The sequence below is a fragment of the Bacillus jepli genome (assembly GCF_047238305.1).
Classification (GTDB): Bacteria; Bacillota; Bacilli; order Bacillales; family Bacillaceae_L; genus Ferdinandcohnia.
In genome coordinates, this window is the sequence record NZ_JBDFMO010000001.1 from 759,051 (window position 1) to 781,229 (window position 22,179).

Sequence of the window (22,179 nt, forward strand, 5' to 3'; positions counted from 1 at the left end):
CCACCTTATTTAGTAAAATGATTATACCCCTTCATCTCAAGCTTTTGTAATTCCCCGTCTCGCTTTAAAAATACAGCTGGACCACCTTCAGAAACAGTCCCTATTTTCGAAAGAATATAATCATGTTCACTTGCCTTTTTCTGTAGTATGTCCCAATCAGAAGGAGCCATTGTTCCAACTAGTTCAAAGTCCTCTCCACCGTATAATGCATATTCTAGAGCACGATCTTTATACTTCGTTAGTATGGCTTCACTGAATGGGATCTGATCTTCATCTATTTGTAAAATAACACCGCTTGCCTTTGCAATCTCATTTGCTTCACTAGCCAAACCATCACTTATATCATTTAAAGAGACTCGTTCAAAGGTTGATAAGAGTCTTCCAATCTCAACTCGCGGTGACGGATATTGATGCTTACGGATTAGCGTTTCCTCAAGGTCAGAAAAAGAATGATCGTTTCCGCTATGTAATAATACGTCCAACCCAGCAGCTGAGTCACCAATCGTTCCGGTCACAAAAACGATATCTCCTGGCTTTGCTTGACTTCGTAAAAAGTGCTTTCCAGTCTCTACCTCACCAAGAACCGTAACGGTTATCACTAAGTTTTCAGCAATCGAAACAGTGTCACCACCAATTAAATCCATCGCATACTTATCTGCTAGCATTGCCATCCCTTCGTAAATCGATAACAAATCCGATTCATTCCGATCTTTCGGAATGGCAATAGACACTAAATAATAGGTAGGGATTCCACCCATTGCTGCAATATCACTAATATTGACAGCCAATGCCTTATATCCAATTTGGTAAGGATTCATTGTGTGAGAATTAAAATGAACACCCTCTACCATTGTATCCATACATATGATTTGTTCCATATGTGGAGTTGGTCGAAAAAGGGCAGCATCATCCCCAATCCCTGCCACTAAGCCAGATTGAGATACACGCTTCGGTTTGATTTGTTCAATAAAGTGAAATTCATCCTGCAAAGCCATCTACGGTCACTCCCAATATGTATGTCAATAAATATGTGAATACGGTAGTGAAAAAAAGCCCTAGGACATCGCCTAAGGACCTTTATACAATATTATTAGTTTACCGTATTTCAATCAAATCAGCAAAAAAAGATGTAAAATAACTGAGTTTTGGGTGTGGTGGAGTCATATAAGGTGTATGAAGGACTTTTGGATGTGGTGATGGTTGCGTTGGGTCTTCATTTTGTTGATGAAGGACTTTTCGGTAGGGCGCTGGCCGCGTTCGGGACTTCATCGCTGCCATGAAGGACTTTCAGCGTGGGATCTGGCTGCGTTCGGGTCTTCATTAGCTTGATGAAGGACTTTCCGCGCGGGCACTGGCTACGTTCGGGACTTCATAAGCTTGATGAAGACCTTTTTGGTGATGTAATTGGTGCGTTCGGGTCTTCATTAGCTCATGAAGACCTTTTCGGAGTCGGGCTCAATGCTTCCTTTCCCCTTCATAAGCTCGATGAAGAGGTTTTGAGTCGAATTCATCGCTTCTTTTCCCCTGCATAACTCCGATGAAGAGGGTTTGAGTGGAGCATTTCCACCAATTTCCCCTTCATTTTATTTAAAAAATACTCTTTGAATATCCATCTATATTTACGGTTTCTTCTTGTTGACTCTTACTAAATAAATATTATTCCCATTAAAAGAAAAAACCACAACATTTAATGTTGTGGCAGATACTAATTTTATTCCATCAAAATAAAAAACGAAACCTAAAGTTTCGTGTGTTAGTAAAATATGGCGGTCCCGACCGGGATCGAACCGGCGATCTCCTGCGTGACAGGCAGGCATGTTAACCGCTACACCACGGGACCAATTGGTTGCGGGGGCAGGATTTGAACCTACGACCTTCGGGTTATGAGCCCGACGAGCTACCAGACTGCTCCACCCCGCGATAATAAAAATATATACAGTTTTTGTCATGCGCATGTTTTGCACAAGACTGTCCCTTCCTCTGCTAGCTAACGCTAGAAGCTAAGTCCGTCAGGACAACTCGCAGTTTTTTCGATGATGCAACGCTCGTTGCTCCACCCCGCGATAATAAAATTGTAAGCCTAGCGACGTCCTACTCTCACAGGGACAAAGTCCCAACTACCATCGGCGCTGAAGAGCTTAACTTCCGTGTTCGGTATGGGAACGGGTGTGACCTCTTCGCTATCGCCACTAGACTATGTTGAAGGATTCATTCCCTCAAAACTAGATAACGCTCCAACATTCATCATTTTGGTTAAGTCCTCGATCGATTAGTATCAGTCAGCTGCACATGTCACCATGCTTCCACCTCTGACCTATCAACCTCGTCATCTTCGAGGGATCTTACTAGTTTAACACTATGGGAAATCTCATCTTGAGGGGGGCTTCATGCTTAGATGCTTTCAGCACTTATCCCTTCCACACATAGCTACCCAGCTATGCCCTTGGCAGGACAACTGGTACACCAGCGGTGTGTCCATCCCGGTCCTCTCGTACTAAGGACAGCTCCTCTCAAATTTCCTACGCCCACGACGGATAGGGACCGAACTGTCTCACGACGTTCTGAACCCAGCTCGCGTACCGCTTTAATGGGCGAACAGCCCAACCCTTGGGACCGACTACAGCCCCAGGATGCGATGAGCCGACATCGAGGTGCCAAACCTCCCCGTCGATGTGGACTCTTGGGGGAGATAAGCCTGTTATCCCCGGGGTAGCTTTTATCCGTTGAGCGATGGCCCTTCCATGCGGAACCACCGGATCACTAAGCCCGACTTTCGTCCCTGCTCGACTTGTAGGTCTCGCAGTCAAGCTCCCTTGTGCCTTTACACTCTACGAATGATTTCCAACCATTCTGAGGGAACCTTTGGGCGCCTCCGTTACTCTTTAGGAGGCGACCGCCCCAGTCAAACTGCCCACCTGACACTGTCTCCAAGGCCGATAAGGCCTTCGGGTTAGAATTTCAATACAGCCAGGGTAGTATCCCACCGACGCCTCCACCGAAGCTGGCGCTCCGGCTTCCAAGGCTCCTACCTATCCTGTACAAGCTGTACCAAAATTCAATATCAGGTTGCAGTAAAGCTCCACGGGGTCTTTCCGTCCTGTCGCGGGTAACCTGCATCTTCACAGGTACTATAATTTCACCGAGTCTCTCGTTGAGACAGTGCCCAGATCGTTACACCTTTCGTGCGGGTCAGAACTTACCTGACAAGGAATTTCGCTACCTTAGGACCGTTATAGTTACGGCCGCCGTTTACTGGGGCTTCGATTCAGAGCTTCGCTTACGCTAACCCCTCCTCTTAACCTTCCAGCACCGGGCAGGTGTCAGCCCCTATACTTCGCCTTGCGGCTTCGCAGAGACCTGTGTTTTTGCTAAACAGTCGCCTGGGCCTATTCACTGCGGCTTTTCAGGGCTATTCACCCTAAAAAGCACCCCTTCTCCCGAAGTTACGGGGTCATTTTGCCGAGTTCCTTAACGAGAGTTCTCTCGATCACCTTAGGATTCTCTCCTCGCCTACCTGTGTCGGTTTGCGGTACGGGCACCTTCTACCTCGCTAGAAGCTTTTCTTGGCAGTGTGGAATCAGGAACTTCGGTACTTTATTTCCCTCGCCATCACAGCTCAACCTTACGGTAAGCGGATTTGCCTACTTACCAGTCTAACTGCTTGGACGCGCATATCCAACAGCGCGCTTACCCTATCCTCCTGCGTCCCTCCATTGCTCAAACGGTAATGAGGTGGTACAGGAATTTCAACCTGTTGTCCATCGCCTACGCTTTTCAGCCTCGGCTTAGGTCCCGACTAACCCTGAGCGGACGAGCCTTCCTCAGGAAACCTTAGGCATTCGGTGGAGGGGATTCTCACCCCTCTTTCGCTACTCATACCGGCATTCTCACTTCTAAGCGCTCCACCAGTCCTCTCGGTCTGACTTCGCTGCACTTAGAACGCTCTCCTACCATTGTTCGTAAGAACAATCCACAGCTTCGGTGATACGTTTAGCCCCGGTACATTTTCGGCGCAGAGTCACTCGACCAGTGAGCTATTACGCACTCTTTAAATGGTGGCTGCTTCTAAGCCAACATCCTGGTTGTCTAAGCAACTCCACATCCTTTTCCACTTAACGTATACTTTGGGACCTTAGCTGGTGGTCTGGGCTGTTTCCCTCTTGACTACGGATCTTATCACTCGCAGTCTGACTCCCGAGAATCAAGTCTTTGGCATTCGGAGTTTGACTGAATTCGGTAACCCGATGAGGGCCCCTAGTCCAATCAGTGCTCTACCTCCAAGACTCTAACTCGAGGCTAGCCCTAAAGCTATTTCGGAGAGAACCAGCTATCTCCAAGTTCGATTGGAATTTCTCCGCTACCCACACCTCATCCCCGCACTTTTCAACGTGCGTGGGTTCGGGCCTCCATTCAGTGTTACCTGAACTTCACCCTGGACATGGGTAGATCACCTGGTTTCGGGTCTACGACCACGTACTATCTCGCCCTATTCAGACTCGCTTTCGCTGCGGCTCCGTCTCTTCAACTTAACCTTGCACGGGATCGTAACTCGCCGGTTCATTCTACAAAAGGCACGCCATCACACATAAATGTGCTTTGACTACTTGTAGGCACACGGTTTCAGGTTCTCTTTCACTCCCCTCCCGGGGTGCTTTTCACCTTTCCCTCACGGTACTGGTTCACTATCGGTCACTAGGGAGTATTTAGCCTTGGGAGATGGTCCTCCCAGCTTCCGACGGGATTTCACGTGTCCCGCCGTACTCAGGATCCACTCAAGAGAGAACGAAGTTTCAACTACAGGGTTGTTACCTTCTCTGACGGACCTTTCCAGGTCACTTCGTCTACTTCGCTCTTTTGTAACTCCGTATAGAGTGTCCTACAACCCCAAGAGGCAAGCCTCTTGGTTTGGGCTATCTTCCGTTTCGCTCGCCGCTACTCAGGAAATCGCGTTTGCTTTCTCTTCCTCCGGGTACTAAGATGTTTCAGTTCCCCGGGTCTACCTTCTCTCACCCTATGTATTCAGGTAAGGATACTGCCCCATTACGAGCAGTGGGTTTCCCCATTCGGAAATCTTCGGATCAATGCTTACTTACAGCTCCCCGAAGCATATCGGTGTTAGTACCGTCCTTCATCGGCTCCTAGTGCCAAGGCATCCACCGTGCGCCCTTCATAACTTAACCTAAGTTAATTAATTATAAAAGAACTTTTACTACTTCAATGAATGTTTTGTTACGTTATCTAGTTTTCAAGGAACAAAATAACTGATTTCAATCAAATAAGATTTCATCAGTGAGATTGGTGGAGCCTAGCGGGATCGAACCGCTGACCTCCTGCGTGCAAAGCAGGCGCTCTCCCAGCTGAGCTAAGGCCCCGTAAGATATTTAATTGAATGGTGGGCCTAAATGGACTCGAACCATCGACCTCACGCTTATCAGGCGTGCGCTCTAACCAGCTGAGCTATAGGCCCATTCAAGTATTTAATTCAAGAACAATCAGTTCTCTCAAAACTAAACATAATACAAAGCGTCTTTTTATGAAGTTCGTAGAACTTCAGTTTCCTTAGAAAGGAGGTGATCCAGCCGCACCTTCCGATACGGCTACCTTGTTACGACTTCACCCCAATCATCTGTCCCACCTTAGGCGGCTGGCTCCTTACGGTTACCCCACCGACTTCGGGTGTTACAAACTCTCGTGGTGTGACGGGCGGTGTGTACAAGGCCCGGGAACGTATTCACCGCGGCATGCTGATCCGCGATTACTAGCGATTCCGGCTTCATGCAGGCGAGTTGCAGCCTGCAATCCGAACTGAGAATGGTTTTATGGGATTGGCTTAACCTCGCGGTTTTGCTGCCCTTTGTACCATCCATTGTAGCACGTGTGTAGCCCAGGTCATAAGGGGCATGATGATTTGACGTCATCCCCACCTTCCTCCGGTTTGTCACCGGCAGTCACCTTAGAGTGCCCAACTTAATGCTGGCAACTAAGATCAAGGGTTGCGCTCGTTGCGGGACTTAACCCAACATCTCACGACACGAGCTGACGACAACCATGCACCACCTGTCACTCTGTCCCCGAAGGGAAAATCCTATCTCTAGGAGTGTCAGAGGATGTCAAGACCTGGTAAGGTTCTTCGCGTTGCTTCGAATTAAACCACATGCTCCACCGCTTGTGCGGGCCCCCGTCAATTCCTTTGAGTTTCAGTCTTGCGACCGTACTCCCCAGGCGGAGTGCTTAATGCGTTTGCTGCAGCACTAAAGGGCGGAAACCCTCTAACACTTAGCACTCATCGTTTACGGCGTGGACTACCAGGGTATCTAATCCTGTTCGCTCCCCACGCTTTCGCGCCTCAGCGTCAGTTACAGACCAGAGAGCCGCCTTCGCCACTGGTGTTCCTCCACATCTCTACGCATTTCACCGCTACACGTGGAATTCCGCTCTCCTCTTCTGCACTCAAGTCCCCCAGTTTCCAATGACCCTCCACGGTTGAGCCGTGGGCTTTCACATCAGACTTAAAGGACCGCCTGCGCGCGCTTTACGCCCAATAATTCCGGATAACGCTTGCCACCTACGTATTACCGCGGCTGCTGGCACGTAGTTAGCCGTGGCTTTCTGGTTAGGTACCGTCAAGGTACCGCCCTATTCGAACGATACTTGTTCTTCCCTAACAACAGAGCTTTACGATCCGAAGACCTTCTTCGCTCACGCGGCGTTGCTCCGTCAGACTTTCGTCCATTGCGGAAGATTCCCTACTGCTGCCTCCCGTAGGAGTCTGGGCCGTGTCTCAGTCCCAGTGTGGCCGATCACCCTCTCAGGTCGGCTACGCATCGTTGCCTTGGTGAGCCGTTACCTCACCAACTAGCTAATGCGCCGCGGGCCCATCTGTAAGTGATAGCTAAAAGCCATCTTTTAATATGAGACCATGTGGTCTCATATGTTATCCGGTATTAGCTCCGGTTTCCCGAAGTTATCCCAGTCTTACAGGCAGGTTGCCCACGTGTTACTCACCCGTCCGCCGCTAACCTTTGGGAGCAAGCTCCCTCAGGTTCGCTCGACTTGCATGTATTAGGCACGCCGCCAGCGTTCATCCTGAGCCAGGATCAAACTCTCCAATAAGAGTATTGATTGCTCAATAAGTTTTGTTACTTAGAATTAACGTTGACGCTTGTATTATGTTTAGTTTTCAAAGAACTAATTTGGAGCGGGTGATGAGAATCGAACTCACGACATCAGCTTGGAAGGCTGAGGTTTTACCATTAAACTACACCCGCAAATATTAAATTTCGTCTGGTCGGGAAGACAGGATTCGAACCTGCGACCCCTTGGTCCCAAACCAAGTGCTCTACCAAGCTGAGCTACTTCCCGATATAATATGGCGCGCCCGAAAGGAGTCGAACCCATAGCCTTCTGATCCGTAGTCAGACGCTCTATCCAATTGAGCTACGGGCGCATATTAAAACGTGATTGGAAATCAGCGACTTTTCTATAATAGCACCTCACAAACTTAATTGCAAGTACTTTTTTAAAAAAGTTTTTTGGTGCGGTCGAGAAGACTCGAACTTCCACGGGATCAACTCCCACTAGGCCCTCAACCTAGCGCGTCTGCCATTCCGCCACGACCGCTAATAAATCAAGTACAGTGCGGGTGAAGGGACTCGAACCCCCACGTCAAAGACACTAGATCCTAAGTCTAGCGCGTCTGCCAATTCCGCCACACCCGCATATACAATTAAAATGGTGAGCCATGAAGGACTCGAACCTTCGACCCTCTGATTAAAAGTCAGATGCTCTACCGACTGAGCTAATGGCTCGTAAGAAAATGGCTGGGCTAGCAGGATTCGAACCTACGAATGACGGAGTCAAAGTCCGTTGCCTTACCGCTTGGCTATAGCCCATTGAGTTAACTTCACGAATATCTTCATCGAATATGCTACATGAGCTTCTCCGCAAGAGGATATTCTGAAAAATTTCAGCAGGAAATTTTGCGGAATATCGTCGACATCCCCAGCTATCCTTTGAAATCTTATATAATAAAGCAGTTGCAAGTTTATACAGTTTTCATGGTGGAGGATGACGGGATCGAACCGCCGACCCCCTGCTTGTAAGGCAGGTGCTCTCCCAGCTGAGCTAATCCTCCATTTATAGAGATAGAAATGGGAGGTAGGAATTTTGAATCCTACATCCCATGATTGTATGACCCGTACGGGATTCGAACCCGTGTTACCGCCGTGAAAGGGCGGTGTCTTAACCGCTTGACCAACGGGCCATTTTAAACTGGCGGAGAAGGAGGGATTTGAACCCTCGCGCCGCTTACGCGACCTACACCCTTAGCAGGGGCGCCTCTTCAGCCACTTGAGTACTTCTCCATTGGCTCCGCAGGTAGGATTCGAACCTACGACCGATCGGTTAACAGCCGATAGCTCTACCACTGAGCTACTGCGGAATAATGTAGCGACATTATTTATTATAAAAACAGACCTGCTTGTTGTCAAGAGCATCTATTATTTATCTATATTGTTTGCCTGTCCGTTTTTGCGGCGACTTATATAATTTATCACAGGAATAAACACGAGTCAATATTTTTTTGCTTCAATTAATTTCCCTGCACATTTTCCACAAACATATCGACTTGTATCGATTCTTCGTTTTCTTACATATCCTAACCCACAGCTGTTACAGGTATACAAATATTGTTTTGAAGTTTTTCTTTTTTTTACGGATTCTAATGGTTTACAAAATCTTGGTGCATCGACTGCTTTTAAGAGATTTCGAAAGTCACGATCGCGGTGCTGGTATCCCTTGCCTTCAAGATGTAAATGGTAATGACAAAGTTCGTGTTTAATGATTCCCACCAACTCATCGATTCCGCGCTCTTGATAGTATTTAGGATTTAATTCGATATTGTGGGATTTCAATAAATACCTTCCGCCAGTTGTTTGCAAACGATTGTTGAATATGGCTTTATGAAGGAATGGTTTTCCAAAGAACTCAAGGGAAATTTCTTCCACAATTTTTTGCAACTCAAACTGTTCCATTTTCTTCTTCCTCTCCATCCTTTTCGAACAGGACGTACTGTGTGTGCATACACTATATATACTCAAACGTTTAATTTGGCAACTGTATCACTATAGTATCATTCTTTTTGTATTATTGAGGATAAAAGTTATTTACGAGGAGGTCTAGGCTATGCCTACTTGGTTTCAGAATCAAATAAAACGTGCCTTTTACGAAAAAAATCGATACCAAATTAAAGTGTTGAATCAATGCTGGTATTTTTATAGAAAAAAACACTGCTCTTAAAAGCAGTGTTTTCGTTCTTAGCTTTGTGGCGGCAGCATTGTTAATGCGACTCTGCCCTTTTTCACATCGACATCGTCAATCCAGACGGTTACAACGTCGCCAACTGAAACAACGTCAAGTGGGTGTTTTACGAAGTTTTTACTTAGTTTAGAGATATGAACTAAGCCATCCTGCTTAACCCCGATATCTACAAAAGCTCCAAAATCTACAACATTACGGACAGTACCTTCGAGCTCCATTCCTTTTGCAAGGTCTTCAAGCTTAAGGATGTCTTTTTTTAGTAATGGCTTTGACAACTCATCACGAGGGTCGCGTTCTGGGCTGACTAAAGCTTCAGTAATGTCGTGAATGGTAATTTCACCGATTCCTAATTCTGCAGCTATTTCTTCTGGGACAATGGACGAAATGGCTTCTTTTAATTTTTCCGTTCCTAAGTCATTGCTTGTTAGACCGAATTTCCCAAGTAGTTTTTTAACCTCTTTATAGTTCTCTGGGTGTATCCCTGTGCGATCTAATGGCTCGTTTCCATCGATAATACGGAGGAATCCAATACATTGCTCATAGGTTTTTGCACCTAGACGTGGAATACCCTTTAATTCACTTCTATTCTTAAATTTACCTTGCTCCTCACGCTTTTTAACGATATTGTTAGCAACCGCTTTTGAGAGACCTGCTACATATTGAAGCAAGGATGGAGATGCTGTATTAACATTTACACCAACCTTGTTAACAACTGTTTCAACAACAAATGTTAGCTGTTCATTTAGCTTTTTCTGGGAGACGTCATGTTGGTATTGCCCGACGCCTACTGACTTCGGATCGATTTTCACAAGTTCAGCTAATGGGTCCTGAAGTCTTCTTGCAATCGATACAGCGCTTCTTTCTTCAACATGTAAATCAGGGAATTCTTCACGTGCAATCTCAGATGCAGAATACACACTCGCTCCCGCTTCATTTACGATGATATAAAAGATTTCTTGATTCACTTCTTTTAGAACATCCGCAACAAAGCTTTCCGTTTCTCTTGAAGCCGTACCATTACCGATAGCCACCATTTCTACCTTAAAGTCTTGTAAAACGGATTTTATTTTCTTAATAGCTTCATCCCTTTTATTCACTGGTGGATGCGGATAAATTACACCTATATTAAGAACCTTTCCGGTTTCATCGACTACCGCAAGCTTACATCCCGTACGGTAGGCAGGGTCCACTCCAAGAACAATCTTCCCTTTAAGTGGTGGTTGTAAAAGTAAATTTCGAAGGTTTTCTGAAAAAATATGAATCGCTCGATCTTCCGCTTTCTCTGTTAGCTCTTTTCGAATTTCCCTTTCAATCGACGGCTGAATAAGACGTTTGTAACTATCCTCGATTGTTTCAACAATATATTGAGTCGCCGGAGAATTTTCCGTTTTTACGATCTTTCGATTTAAAAAGGTTACAATTCGGTCGAGAGGCGGTTCAATTGTTACACGTAAGATTTCCTCTTTTTCTCCACGGTTCATCGCTAGGACACGGTGTGGAACGACCTTGTGAATCGGCTCCTTGTACTCATAGTACATTTCATAAACATTTTTTTCGTCTTTTTCTTGGTCTTTCACCGCTGTTTCAATGGTTCCTTGTTTGAAGGTTTCATTGCGAATCCATTGACGAAAAGCGGCGTCATCGGAAATCCATTCTGCAATAATATCCTTCGCACCACTAATCGCATCTTCAGTGCTTAGGACTTCTTTTTCCTCTGAAATGAATTGGGTTGCATATTGTTCAACATCCACATTCATCGGGAAGGTATATAACCATTCTGCTAATGGCTCAAGTCCTTTTTCTTTTGCGACAGTCGCTTTTGTACGGCGCTTTTGTTTATAGGGTCTGTATAAGTCCTCGACCTGTTGAAGCTTTGTGGACTTCAAGATTTCCGATTGAAGTTCATCGGTAAGCTTCCCTTGTTCAGAAATGAGGCGAATCACTTCTTCTTTTCGAGATTCGAGGTTTTGCAAATAGGTCCATTTTTCTTGAACATCTTTAATTTGTACTTCGTCTAAAGACCCAGTTAGTTCTTTTCGGTAACGCGCGATAAAAGGTACAGTATTCCCTTCATCTAAGAGGTTGATTACACTATGCACTTGCTTAGTTGTGATTCCAATCTCTTTGGCGATGGTTTTTACCATCATGTCATTTGTTTGCAATGTCTGACTCAAAACTGTTTCCTCCTACTTTCACTTCTACCTCTATTTTACCAAAATTACCTCATCCAAGTACGGCTTGACGAAGCTTTTTAATGGCACTTCGCTGAATGCGAGAAACATGCATTTGGGAAACACCCACGATTTTTCCTATATCTCGCTGACTTTTCTCTTTTATATACGTATAATATAGAATCCTTTTTTCTCGTGTGGACAGAACACGGAGGGCTTTCTTTACATCTAATTTTTTCAACACCTGTTCGTAGCCTTTATCCTTTTTACCTACTGTTTCTAAAATGGTTTTTCCTTCTGAATCCGGATCAGTTGGCGTATCGATTGGCTGTGTACGATAGGCTTGTCTTAACTCTAATGCTTCCAGAACTTCCTTTTCATCAACATGTAGATGATTTGCGATTTCATGTATTTCTGGCTTCCTTTGTAAGTGCTTTGTAAGCTCCTCTTCAGCCTTTATAATCTTAATTCCGAGTTCTTTTGCCCTTCTTGGCAAATGAACACTCCAGGTTTTATCGCGTAAATAGTGTTTGATTTCACCAACAATGGTTGGGATCGCGAAACTGTGAAAGCTTTTTCCGATTGTTTGGTCATACCTTCTTATCGCACCTAAAAGTCCCATTCTGCCTACTTGAACGATGTCCTCGTGAAACGATTGGCCCTTTGAATATTTCCAGGCTATAGAATGGATCACTTTTTCGTATTTTTCAACGATTTCCCTTTCTGATTGTTTTGAGCCTGTTTTTTGGAAGTTCTGTATCAGCTTTTCTACTTCCTCACGTTTCGGACTTGTAGATTGCTTTCTCATTTTTTTCCACCGCTCTCTTTTTTATTTGTCATGAAAGGTTGTTTGGGATCATCCCCTATTATGTATTTCGATAAAAATGATGTGATTCCCTCCACATTCTAAGATTTGTTACATAAGTAAAATATTTTTGTAATATAGCATAAAGCAAAATAAAAGAAGCTACCACGGGGTAACTTCTCATAAACGTATCATATAAAAAAATGAATTAAAAATCGATGAGTCCTAAACTAATTTGTAAGGCATCATCCACTCTGTCCATCATCTCTTCATCGAGATGTGTAATCTTATCGGTTAGACGCTGCTTATCGATTGTACGAATTTGTTCTAACAGAATAACTGAATCGCGCTCAAATCCATAGCGCTCCGCATCAATTTCAACATGTGTTGGAAGCTTTGCTTTTTGAATTTGGGCAGTTATCGCTGCGACAATGACTGTGGGACTAAACCGATTCCCGATATCGTTTTGGATGACAAGAACAGGACGAACGCCTCCTTGCTCTGAGCCAACAACTGGGGAGAGGTCTGCAAAATAAACGTCGCCACGTTTTACAATCAAATGATTACCCCCCGCTAACTAAGCGTTCTACGGTGTGGTCAGCCTCAGATTCAGCCAAAAAAGCCTCCGATGCAATAGTAAGATTAATTTTCGCCATTTCCATGTAACCGCGTCTCATTGATTCTGTAATCTGGCGTTTCTTTCTCTCACGTAAATACATTTTTGTAGCCTGATAAATCAGTTCATTTCGGTTACCGTTCTCTTGTTTCACTAGGCCATCCAACTCACTAATTAAGTTTTGTGGTAATCGTACTAGAATTTCTGTTGTTGCGCTGGATTCAGACACAAACATACACCTCCACCAACTTGCCACCATTATTCTACTCCAATCTTAATAATACCATTATTACGATTAGATGCAAAGCTTAATCCAACAATTCTTATTTATTATCGACATTTAGAATTGGTTTTTATGCACATCTTTTACAACGTTTCCATTATCTACATTCGACTACACGCATAAAAAAAGAATGTACCCCATTTCTACAACTAATGTATTACTTTTTTCTACTAGTAATGTCTTAATAACGGATTTCTCACTTCAATTATTCTCTTATTTCTTAAAAAAATACGCGGAACCCGAAAACTTATAGAACAAGTGACCTCGTAGTTAATTGTTTCTAGGGCATTTGCTACATCGTCAACACTAATGAACTTGTCATTTTGTCTTCCGATTAAGGTTACTTTTGTCCCAACCGGAAGTTTCTTTGGAAGACGGACCATAAATTGGTCCATACAGACGCGACCGATGATTTGACAGAGTTCACCGTCAACTAAGACATGCGTATTTTGTAGCTTTCGGATCCACCCATCCGCATAGCCGACTGGAACGGTTCCAACCCACATATCTTCATCAGCTGTGAATGTAGCACCGTAACTAACTTTTTCCCCTTTTGCAAGTTGTTTTACATGGACAAGCTTACTGTGAAAAGAGATAGCTTGTTGAAGCTCATATGGAAGCTGGTCTTTTATTTCTAGAGATGGTGTCAATCCATACATTCCTATGCCAAGCCTTACTGTATTAAATACCCTTTCTGGAAAACGATAACCAGTTGCACTGTTTCCGCAATGGATCATTTTCGGTTTGTTTGGAATCCAATCAAGCATTTTAAGGAAATTCTGATACTGCTGGTCAAAATAGGAGGTATCTATTTCGTCTGCTGTTGCGAAATGAGTAAAAACGCCTTCAAGTTGAACTTGAGGATGTTGCTCAATTGTCGCTAAGATTGTTTCTAGTTCGTCTTTTTTTCTTACTCCAAGACGCCCCATTCCTGTATCAAGTTTCAAGTGCAGGTTAAGTGGAGTACTGCCATGATAGTTTTCAATTATATGTTCTAGACATTCTTGACTATAGATAGTGAGTGCTATATTATGTTGTGCAGCAATCATGGCGTCAGTTGGACGTGATGCTCCGAGAACAAGTATGGGTGCATCAATTCCTCTATGACGTAAGGAGATACCTTCGTCGATAAAAGCTACCGCAAGATAGGTTGCACCCGCTTCAAGTGCCGTTTTTGCAACCTCAGCATCTCCGTGACCATATGCATTTGCCTTAACGACTGCCATAATGTCCACTTGTTCTGATAAAAAACTTTTCATGTTTTTTACATTTTCAAAAATGCAGTCTAAATCAACTTCAACCCAGGTATCGCGATAAAAATGGGTAGAATCCATGAGTAAACACCTTCTTAGATTAATTGCTATTACGATATATAAGTTCGATTTTAAACCTCATTTTGTCCATGTCAATGGTGTTTTTTGTTATACCCTTTTGATATACCCATCTTAACATATGATGGAATAAGTAAAATATGAAAGAGAAATTTCGAAAGCATGACAAAGACCCCTTTGGGTGGTCAAAGGGGTCTAAAAATTATTATTTAAAAATTAGCACCTTCCCAACTGTACCATCAGCTTGTCGAGATTTTAAAATTAAAAACAGGCCCGATCATTCGGACCTGTGATCAAATATTTATTTTACTGACTTGCTTTGTACTGTACGTGCGACGGAGATTAACTCTTCTTGAGTTAAATCATCAGAGGCAATCATGAATTCGGCACCGTTGTATGTCCAGGAAATAGATTTATCTGAAAGTGTACCCACTGTGAATCCAAGGTCAACAGGTTCACCACTTAACGAAATCGTAGTAGCAACTTCTGCAACACGTGCTCTTTCTTGTATCAATGTGAAGGTTTTCTCTCCACCGAATGTCATGATTACTCGTGTACCATTTTCAGTTTCCATTTTCTTTTCTTCTTTTAATTCCACACCAGCAAGTGCGTCCTCTGATGGATAAAGAACTTCAAGTGGCTGTTTATTAACTTCGCCCATAACTGGAATTTCATCTAAAGTAGCAGAAGACATATTCTTATCTACATCAAATGCTGATTTATCAAAGCTTGCATCAAATTCTACTTTTGTAAATTCTACAAGTAGTAGGACTTTACGATCCGGATCCATCACCTTAACAGATACAGGTTTTAAGTCCTTCTTGCTGAAGGTAATTTCTTGCTTTGGTAGCATATTATTATTTTTATAGTTTGTTTTTGTTTCGAAAACATAATGATCCTTTGTAGCCGTGAATTTCGCCTCAGGATCTTCCTTCACATCATGCACCAAAGACTCAAATAAATAGGCCTGGCTGCTGTTTTCTGGCCATTCACTTTGGAAGCGGAAGCTCTTATTAAGAGCAGGTGTTAATACGAACACACCCTCTTCATTACGTAAAATCATTTGACTTTGATCTTTTTCTGCATTTTTTAAGTTTACACGATAGAAAGTTGGATCCTTGTGCCAAATTTCCACTTCGTACACCTGTGGATTATTGCCAGTTTGAAGCGTCATCTTTGCATCTGCTTTATAACCAGTCATCTTTTGCACCTTTTCATCTAGTGCGCTAACCACATCTTCCTGTGATTTTTCCCCACATGCCGCGAGTACAAGGGCAATGAGTAGCCCTAATAACAACAAAAATACTTTTTTCTTCATTTCTTCTTCAACCCCTTTGCCTCTTATCGACTATTGGTTGAGACAAAGTCTACTACTAGATGAACAGTAAGGAATCATTTCCGTGCTTATTAGGACCCCCAAAATTTTTAAGTGAGTTTTTCTAAACTCCATTTCTAGTTTACGTACTATTACGTGTAAACCTAAGAAAAAATCACACTGTTCACCATACTCGTATACCTTGTCTCATCTACCGCAATAAAAATATATGAGACAAAGTTGTGTAATATGCAGACTAGCTTGACAAGCTTTCTAAAATTACTTGTGCAACCGCATACTCTTTACTGTGAGTAATGGATAAATGAGCCTTATGGTTCAATGGCTTCGTAAGGACTGGCTTACCATTCGCATCTGATAAAACCTCGATGTCTAAGAAGCTTACATTCTCACCAATCCCCGTCCCAACTGCCTTTGAATAGGCCTCCTTGACCGCGAAACGTCCAGCAAGAAACTCAATTTGACGGGACTCAGATAAACGAAAAAATTTTTCTTTTTCCCCATCGGTTAAAATACGATCTACAAACTTTTTTTGTCTATGTAAAATCTTTTTAATACGTTCAAGCTCGACAATATCGATACCTGTACCAATGATCATTTCATAAAATCCTCTCTTCTATATAAAAACTTTCAATCATAAGATGGTACAAACTCTTTACAGAATATAGTACGATAAAAAGAACTACTAAAAGGAGAATTAAAATGTTTATACGGACTGAAAGCTTTCGTCAATTTTTACGATTATATCCTATTATATCAATAATAATCGCGATTCATATCCTTCTTTGGCTACTCATCTTTTTGTCCCTTCCATTTGGGACGACACTTTTGCAGCATATGATTGGGTTTAACTTCTTGATTTCCGAAGGAGAGTACTGGAGACTTGTTACGCCGATTTTTGTACATAGTGGGTTTGGACATATGTTATTCAATTCGTTCTCACTGGTCTTGTTTGGCCCTGCATTAGAAAATATGTTGGGTAAAGTCAAATTTGTCATTGCCTATCTTTTAACTGGGGTTCTCGCCAATCTAGCAACATTCTACATTGAGCCATTGGAATTTGCCCATGTCGGTTCATCGGGTGCCATTTTCGGGTTGTTTGGAATTTACTTATATATGGTTGTGTTCCGCAAAGACTTAATCAATCAAATGAACTCACAGCTAATCATCACCATTTTAGTGATTGGTCTCGTCATGACTTTTATTAATTCAAATGTGAATATTATCGCCCATATCTTTGGTTTTATAGCTGGGGCAATCGTTGCACCACTTGTTTTACCGAAAACCTCCGGCCAGCCCCAGATTATTATGGCAGGTGATACCTCATATCGACCACGCATGAGGATTCCTAAACAATTTTCCATAAAACATTTATTATGGCTGATTATTATTATCTTAGTGATTCTTGGGATTTTCCTTTAATAGTAACAAGGAGCTAAAGTGACTTTAGCTCCTCTTTTTATTCTACCGTTATATCTTCTTTTATGATTTTGTTGCGTTTTGTGTACCAATCCCAAATAGCCCAACAATCTGGTTCATTCAAATCCTTAACCTCAAATCCCTTGCCTGTCACTGCCGATTTAATAAAGGTTCGAACTGAACCAAGTTCTTTTTTCCTTTGTAAAAACGATTGTTTCTTGTCCATCGACTGAATTCGCTTTTTATGATGAAGAACAGTAATTTTACTAAAAAAGCGAAATTGGAGGGTTAACTGATCATCAACGATACTCCAGCCCGCTACTTTATAGCGACTATAGCCTAAGATTGCCCCTATTGGTAAAAGGAGTAGACCTAGGTATCCCCATGCACTGAAGACATAGGACAGAGTAACAATTGCTGGAACGAATAGGATAAAAAAGAGCATTCCCCTAAACATATATCTCCACTTTGCCTTCGGTGGTACAAAGTTTTCAACTTCTTGCATCTGATAATCCGGGACAAAATGCTGTAATAAATCATTAATGGCTGACTTTTTGACTAAAGGAAAAAGCACTGTTGAAAAGTCTTCTCCCTTATCAAGCGAGCCACCCGCGCTTTCAATATAGACCGTTGCATATCCAAATGGCTGTCTAATTAAATTCTCACCAATGCGTATAGCTTGAATTCGAGTTAACGGAATAGTCGTCTGCTTTTTTTCAATCAATCCTCTTGTAATGAACAGTTCATCTTCCCGTTTTACAGCTGTAAAATTGGCATAGCGCAATGTCATGATTAAAATGCCGACAAACCATGCGATAAACAAGAACAATGCAATTAAGACAATGATATAAATTAATATGGATAGACTCACATATTTTTCGATCGTATTATATAATTTTTCAAATGGTAAGTATTCAGCAAACTGGCTCAGGAATGCCAGGACACCTGAAATCACAATTCCTATTCCACCTGACGTGGATGCTAGAACAAGTAACTCTTTTGGTGTAATTTGATAGGTAACCCTCGTATGCTGCGTTTCGATTTCTTCTTCCTGATGATTTTTTGAGCGAGACAAGATTTCACGTAATTGATTAGCCTCATCTTCTTTAATGGCGGTTAAAACGGCTTCAGCCTGCATACCACCACCCGCTGTTTCCACCTGTAGTTTCACCAATCCAAACATCCGTTGAATGATACCTGCAGAAACATCGATTGTTTGAATTCGCTCTATTGGGATAAACCGTTTTTTACGGATAAACACACCATATTCAATTCGCAATTCCCCATTTTCAACCCTGTACGTGTACCGATACCAGTGAAAAATTCCGAATACTAACATTAAAAAAATGACAACACACGCACCTAATAAATAATACTTTTCAAAATCATCCCCAGGTCCGACAAAAAAAAGAAAAATCAGCGGAAGAATCAATTCTTTTAGTTGCTTTAAAAAGGTTAAAAAGCCCGCAACCGGGTGCATTCGGCGTGGTTCAAATATCATCTTCGTCCACCCTCGCTAATCTTGAGATGGAATCACGTAATTGGTCCGCTTCTTCTAAATCAAGCGCAGGTATTTCATGAACGGTTGCAGCAGTTGAAATCGTAACGGTTGCCAAATGATGTTTGCGAAGCAATGGCCCCTGTTGTGTATCTACGTGTTGGACACGGTTCATCGGGATAATCGTTCTTTTGACAATTAACACTCCACGTTGAAGGTCAATTTCATGTTCGTGTACCTCATATCTCCATCGCTTCCATTTGAGCTTTGGTAAGATAAAAATGGTTAAAATTGATTCGAGAAATGATAGAATCAGTAAGATTGCAAAAATCCAAAACGTCCAATCGAAAATAATGGTAAGGACTAAAACCGCAATTGTTGCAATCCAACCAATCACAGAAGTAATAATTGCAGATGTTTTCCATACAGTTAAGGCACGTTCACTTATCCGATTTTTGGGGATATCTCTCATCATCCAACCAACCTTTCTCCCGTTGGAATATTTTTCATATCAACCTTTTCAGTATAAATGATATTGTCGAATAATTACACATAAAAAAACAGCGCACATACCAAATGTGCACTGTTTTTGCTATTAATTATCGTTTTTACGGAAGTTGCCGCGTCGGTTATTACCGCCACTTGAAGAATAACGGTTTCCGCCTGAGCCTTGACGTCCACCATTTCCACGTCCACGATCACGATTTCCACCTTTATATCGTCCGCGGTCACGTCCACCACGGTTGTTGTTATCTCGATTGTCTCGTTTCACACGAACAGGTGCTTCTTCAGTGAGTCTAACTGGTGTTGCGTCTGGCTCTTTTGTCATTAACTTAATCGCAGCTGCAACAACAGAAACTGAATCATGCTCCTCTAAAAGCTCTTCAGCGATACGAGTATAATACGATAAATTATTAGACTCAATCATAGACACGATTTTTTCCATCGTGATTTTTTGCTGACCTTCTAAAGCCTCATCTAATGTTGGTGGCTTCATTTTGTCCATTTTACGTTTTGTTGTATTTTCAACATTTTTAAGTTGACCAATTTCACGTGGTGTAACGAAAGTCATAGCCATACCTGTTTTACCTGCACGACCTGTACGTCCAATACGGTGAACATAGCTTTCTGGGTCCTGAGGAATATCAAAGTTGTACACATGTGTAACACCGGAAATGTCCAGACCACGTGCTGCTACGTCTGTCGCTACTAATACTTCGATAGATCCTTCTTTAAATTTACGTAAGACAGATATTCGTTTTGCCTGACTTAGGTCACCATGAATTCCTTCTGCAGCATAGCCTCTTAAAGTTAATGCTTCTGAAAGTTCATCAACACGACGCTTAGTACGACCAAAGATAATCGCCAATTCTGGTGATTGAATATCTAAAAGACGAGTTAACACATCAAACTTTTTCTTTTCTTGTACTTCTAAGTAGTACTGTTGAATATTTGGTACAGTCATTTCTTTTGTTTTTACTTTTACAACTTTCGGTTCTTTCATGAAACGCTCAGCAATGCGTTGGATCGGACCAGGCATTGTTGCAGAGAAAAGCAATGTTTGTCGTTCGTCGGGAACGCCTTTTAAGATTGCCTCAATATCTTCAATAAAGCCCATGTTTAACATTTCATCCGCTTCATCAAGTACCACTGTTTTAACATTTTGAAGCTTAAGAGTTTTGCGGTTAATGTGGTCAATTACACGACCTGGCGTACCAACAATGATATGTGGGTGTTTTTTTAGTGAACGGATTTGGCGAGTGATATCCTGTCCACCGTAGATTGGTAAAATACGGACGCGGTTAAAGTGACCGATTTTGTGAAGTTCTTCTGAAACTTGGATTGCAAGCTCACGAGTTGGTGCAATGACAATTCCTTGAATATTGTCGTCTTTCACATCGACATTTTCAATAAGAGGAATACCAAATGCGGCTGTTTTTCCTGTTCCTGTTTGAGCTTGACCAATTACATCATGCCCTTCTAATGCTAATGGAATCGTTTGTGATTGAATGGGAGTTGCTTCTTCAAACCCCATTTTACTAATCGATTTCATTAAATCCTGACTAATCCCTAGTTCGTTAAATGCTGCCAATTTTTTCATACTCCTTTTGCTAATCTATTTGTACAATGACAAAATTGACTTTTAGACGGGAAATCTGTATAGACACTGGGCTTTCGCCTCGTTTAAGCTGGATACAAATGAAGATTGTATTATGATCGCAAAACCTACACATGATGATATATGCAACTGTAGGTAGGCATCTGCCTAGTATTTATAATAGACCAGAATCGAATTCTGCTTAAAAAAAGGACATTCTCCGTGATTGTAACGGAAGTAATGCCCTTAGGGTTCACGTCCAAAAAGTTAATAAAAGGGCTCCACTAATGGGTATACGAGCAATGCCCTTTTTAACACTGTAGTTGTAATCTTACCACTACCCCATTAGAAATGCAATAAAGTGAAACTTCCAATGATTAGTATATATATTCTTTTGTTGATTCATGTAAGAAAGTATCCACCTCTTCAAATAGTCTTTCCTGGTCCTCACCATAACAAACATGGTGCTTTGCACATGGCAAAAAAAGGAGCCTTTTTTCAGTTGATGAGATGACTTGATGGAGGTAATTCGCACTTTTTACCGGCACAATCCCATCGCATTCTCCTTGGACAATTAAAGTCGGAACTTTGATATGGTGAAGTTCTGGCCTTATTTTTCGTACTAGCTTTCGAAATTCAATGGTTGCAGATAAAGGTGTATCCACAATTTTCTTTTTATAGCGCAAATAAAGTTCATTTTTATGAAGAGTTTTGTTCAATCCATCGCGAAGCATGATTTTAATATCTGCGACTAGCTGCTTTGGATTGATATAGTAAGCTGCCGCACTTAGTAAAACGAGCTTTTGAATTGGATAGCGTGTTGCTAAATACCCAGCTATAAGTCCCCCCATAGAAAAGCCAATGATAAAAACTTTGTCACATGTTCGAAGAAGATCGATAAGCTCATTTTCAGCATGTTCAACCCATTCGGAGTAATGGGTTCCTTTTAAATCTAAGGTCTCGCCATGTCCGGGTAAGGTTGGCGTACGGACGACCCAATCGGTTGAATCGCGGATATACTTTGCAAGGGGCTCAATTTCATATGGAGCCCCTGTAAAACCATGTATGAACAAACATCCAATCATGAAATAAGACCACCTTTCAATACAAATTAAAATATTTTTGAAATAATTGTAATATTTTTGTAACATTTTCTGTTTTCAAACGTACTAATTAAGTAAGAAGCATTTAAGGAGGTTTTAAAATGGACAAGCTATTCAATGAAAAATCTGACTTTATGAAAGAACTATTCTCATACTCCTTAGGAATCTTACTTACTATTTTAATTATACTTCCATTTATTAACT

16 protein-coding genes, 15 tRNA genes and 3 rRNA genes are annotated in these 22,179 nt (G+C 42.2%); 3 read left to right on the top strand and 31 right to left on the bottom strand.

Annotated elements, in window-relative coordinates:
• Positions 1 to 5 precede the first annotated feature (5 nt).
• A complete protein-coding gene (gene thiL, locus ABC371_RS03800; RefSeq protein WP_412895653.1) occupies positions 6 to 995 on the bottom strand; it encodes a thiamine-phosphate kinase in 990 nt (329 codons plus the stop codon).
• Positions 996 to 1,292: 297 nt separating this feature from the next.
• On the opposite strand from thiL, the gene ABC371_RS03805 reads away from it, so the two are divergent.
• A complete protein-coding gene (locus ABC371_RS03805) occupies positions 1,293 to 1,532 on the top strand; it encodes a hypothetical protein (protein ID WP_412895654.1) in 240 nt (79 codons plus the stop codon).
• A 232-nt stretch (positions 1,533 to 1,764) separates the two neighbouring features.
• Here the strand turns inward: ABC371_RS03805 and ABC371_RS03810 are convergent.
• From ABC371_RS03810 to ABC371_RS03900, 19 genes are all read right to left on the bottom strand, one after another.
• Positions 1,765 to 1,840: transfer RNA gene (locus ABC371_RS03810), tRNA-Asp, on the bottom strand.
• Positions 1,841 to 1,843: 3 nt separating this feature from the next.
• Positions 1,844 to 1,920: transfer RNA gene (locus tag ABC371_RS03815), tRNA-Met, on the bottom strand.
• 158 nt (positions 1,921 to 2,078) lie between these two features.
• Positions 2,079 to 2,194 (bottom strand): 5S ribosomal RNA (gene rrf / locus ABC371_RS03820).
• A gap of 55 nt (positions 2,195 to 2,249) precedes the next feature.
• Positions 2,250 to 5,180: ribosomal RNA gene (locus ABC371_RS03825) — 23S ribosomal RNA — on the bottom strand.
• Positions 5,181 to 5,296: 116 nt separating this feature from the next.
• Positions 5,297 to 5,372, bottom strand: a tRNA-Ala gene (locus tag ABC371_RS03830).
• A gap of 18 nt (positions 5,373 to 5,390) precedes the next feature.
• Positions 5,391 to 5,467 (bottom strand) — tRNA-Ile (locus ABC371_RS03835).
• A gap of 96 nt (positions 5,468 to 5,563) precedes the next feature.
• Positions 5,564 to 7,113 (bottom strand): 16S ribosomal RNA (locus tag ABC371_RS03840).
• The 16S, 23S and 5S rRNA genes sit together here with 15 tRNA genes alongside, the layout of an rRNA operon.
• Positions 7,114 to 7,194: 81 nt before the next feature.
• Positions 7,195 to 7,268: transfer RNA gene (locus ABC371_RS03845), tRNA-Gly, on the bottom strand.
• Between the two features lie 17 nt (positions 7,269 to 7,285).
• Positions 7,286 to 7,362 (bottom strand) — tRNA-Pro (locus ABC371_RS03850).
• A gap of 8 nt (positions 7,363 to 7,370) precedes the next feature.
• A tRNA-Arg gene (locus ABC371_RS03855) sits at positions 7,371 to 7,447 on the bottom strand.
• An 86-nt stretch (positions 7,448 to 7,533) separates the two neighbouring features.
• Positions 7,534 to 7,620: transfer RNA gene (locus ABC371_RS03860), tRNA-Leu, on the bottom strand.
• A gap of 17 nt (positions 7,621 to 7,637) precedes the next feature.
• A tRNA-Leu gene (locus ABC371_RS03865) sits at positions 7,638 to 7,718 on the bottom strand.
• A gap of 14 nt (positions 7,719 to 7,732) precedes the next feature.
• Positions 7,733 to 7,808, bottom strand: a tRNA-Lys gene (locus tag ABC371_RS03870).
• 9 nt (positions 7,809 to 7,817) lie between these two features.
• Positions 7,818 to 7,892, bottom strand: a tRNA-Gln gene (locus ABC371_RS03875).
• 166 nt (positions 7,893 to 8,058) lie between these two features.
• Positions 8,059 to 8,134, bottom strand: a tRNA-Val gene (locus ABC371_RS03880).
• A gap of 57 nt (positions 8,135 to 8,191) precedes the next feature.
• Positions 8,192 to 8,263: transfer RNA gene (locus ABC371_RS03885), tRNA-Glu, on the bottom strand.
• Positions 8,264 to 8,272: 9 nt separating this feature from the next.
• A tRNA-Ser gene (locus tag ABC371_RS03890) sits at positions 8,273 to 8,363 on the bottom strand.
• Positions 8,364 to 8,365: 2 nt separating this feature from the next.
• A tRNA-Asn gene (locus tag ABC371_RS03895) sits at positions 8,366 to 8,440 on the bottom strand.
• A 130-nt stretch (positions 8,441 to 8,570) separates the two neighbouring features.
• The gene (locus ABC371_RS03900; RefSeq protein WP_412895655.1) at positions 8,571 to 9,032 is read right to left on the bottom strand and encodes a SprT family protein; all 462 of its coding nucleotides are present in this window, start codon (positions 9,030 to 9,032) and stop codon (positions 8,571 to 8,573) included.
• Positions 9,033 to 9,183: 151 nt separating this feature from the next.
• Here ABC371_RS03900 and cmpA point away from each other — a divergent pair, with 151 nt between their 5' ends.
• The gene (gene cmpA / locus ABC371_RS03905) at positions 9,184 to 9,297 is read left to right on the top strand and encodes a cortex morphogenetic protein CmpA (RefSeq protein WP_116354596.1); all 114 of its coding nucleotides are present in this window, start codon (positions 9,184 to 9,186) and stop codon (positions 9,295 to 9,297) included.
• A 17-nt stretch (positions 9,298 to 9,314) separates the two neighbouring features.
• Here the strand turns inward: cmpA and ABC371_RS03910 are convergent, their stop codons facing one another.
• From ABC371_RS03910 to acpS, 7 genes are all read right to left on the bottom strand, one after another.
• Complete coding sequence (locus tag ABC371_RS03910) at positions 9,315 to 11,465, bottom strand: Tex family protein (RefSeq protein ID WP_412899270.1); 2,151 nt, start codon at positions 11,463 to 11,465, stop codon at positions 9,315 to 9,317.
• A 76-nt stretch (positions 11,466 to 11,541) separates the two neighbouring features.
• Complete coding sequence (sigB, locus tag ABC371_RS03915) at positions 11,542 to 12,297, bottom strand: RNA polymerase sigma factor SigB (protein WP_412895656.1); 756 nt, start codon at positions 12,295 to 12,297, stop codon at positions 11,542 to 11,544.
• A 205-nt stretch (positions 12,298 to 12,502) separates the two neighbouring features.
• Positions 12,503 to 12,853 carry a type II toxin-antitoxin system endoribonuclease NdoA gene (gene ndoA / locus ABC371_RS03920; protein WP_010284636.1) on the bottom strand — a complete coding sequence of 117 codons (351 nt, stop codon included), beginning with the start codon at positions 12,851 to 12,853 and terminating at the stop codon, positions 12,503 to 12,505.
• Positions 12,854 to 12,857: 4 nt separating this feature from the next.
• On the bottom strand, positions 12,858 to 13,139 hold the full coding sequence (locus ABC371_RS03925) for a CopG family ribbon-helix-helix protein (protein ID WP_010284645.1): 282 nt from the start codon (positions 13,137 to 13,139) through the stop codon (positions 12,858 to 12,860).
• A gap of 224 nt (positions 13,140 to 13,363) precedes the next feature.
• Positions 13,364 to 14,527, bottom strand: a complete 1,164-nt coding sequence (gene alr / locus ABC371_RS03930; RefSeq protein WP_412895657.1) for an alanine racemase — start codon at positions 14,525 to 14,527, stop codon at positions 13,364 to 13,366.
• Positions 14,528 to 14,825: 298 nt separating this feature from the next.
• Positions 14,826 to 15,842: a LolA family protein gene (locus tag ABC371_RS03935; protein WP_412895658.1), complete on the bottom strand. Its 1,017-nt coding sequence runs from the start codon at positions 15,840 to 15,842 to the stop codon at positions 14,826 to 14,828.
• Between the two features lie 253 nt (positions 15,843 to 16,095).
• Positions 16,096 to 16,455 carry a holo-ACP synthase gene (gene acpS / locus ABC371_RS03940; protein WP_412895659.1) on the bottom strand — a complete coding sequence of 120 codons (360 nt, stop codon included), beginning with the start codon at positions 16,453 to 16,455 and terminating at the stop codon, positions 16,096 to 16,098.
• 104 nt (positions 16,456 to 16,559) lie between these two features.
• Between acpS and ABC371_RS03945 the strand changes: the two genes are divergently transcribed.
• The gene (locus ABC371_RS03945; protein ID WP_412895660.1) at positions 16,560 to 17,279 is read left to right on the top strand and encodes a rhomboid family intramembrane serine protease; all 720 of its coding nucleotides are present in this window, start codon (positions 16,560 to 16,562) and stop codon (positions 17,277 to 17,279) included.
• Positions 17,280 to 17,316: 37 nt separating this feature from the next.
• Here ABC371_RS03945 and ABC371_RS03950 read toward each other — a convergent pair whose 3' ends face one another.
• The 4 genes from ABC371_RS03950 to ABC371_RS03965 form a co-directional block, all read right to left on the bottom strand.
• Entirely contained in the window at positions 17,317 to 18,777 is a 1,461-nt protein-coding gene (locus ABC371_RS03950) for a PH domain-containing protein (protein WP_412895661.1), read from the bottom strand.
• Positions 18,767 to 19,246 carry a PH domain-containing protein gene (locus ABC371_RS03955; protein ID WP_412899271.1) on the bottom strand — a complete coding sequence of 160 codons (480 nt, stop codon included), beginning with the start codon at positions 19,244 to 19,246 and terminating at the stop codon, positions 18,767 to 18,769. The genes ABC371_RS03950 and ABC371_RS03955 overlap by 11 nt, the downstream gene beginning before the upstream one ends.
• A 123-nt stretch (positions 19,247 to 19,369) precedes the next feature.
• A complete protein-coding gene (cshA, locus tag ABC371_RS03960; RefSeq protein ID WP_488192740.1) occupies positions 19,370 to 20,866 on the bottom strand; it encodes a degradosome RNA helicase CshA in 1,497 nt (498 codons plus the stop codon).
• 383 nt (positions 20,867 to 21,249) lie between these two features.
• Positions 21,250 to 21,957 (bottom strand): alpha/beta hydrolase, encoded by a 708-nt coding sequence (locus tag ABC371_RS03965; RefSeq protein WP_412895663.1) that lies wholly within the window; start codon positions 21,955 to 21,957, stop codon positions 21,250 to 21,252.
• Between the last annotated feature and the right edge of the window lie 222 nt (positions 21,958 to 22,179).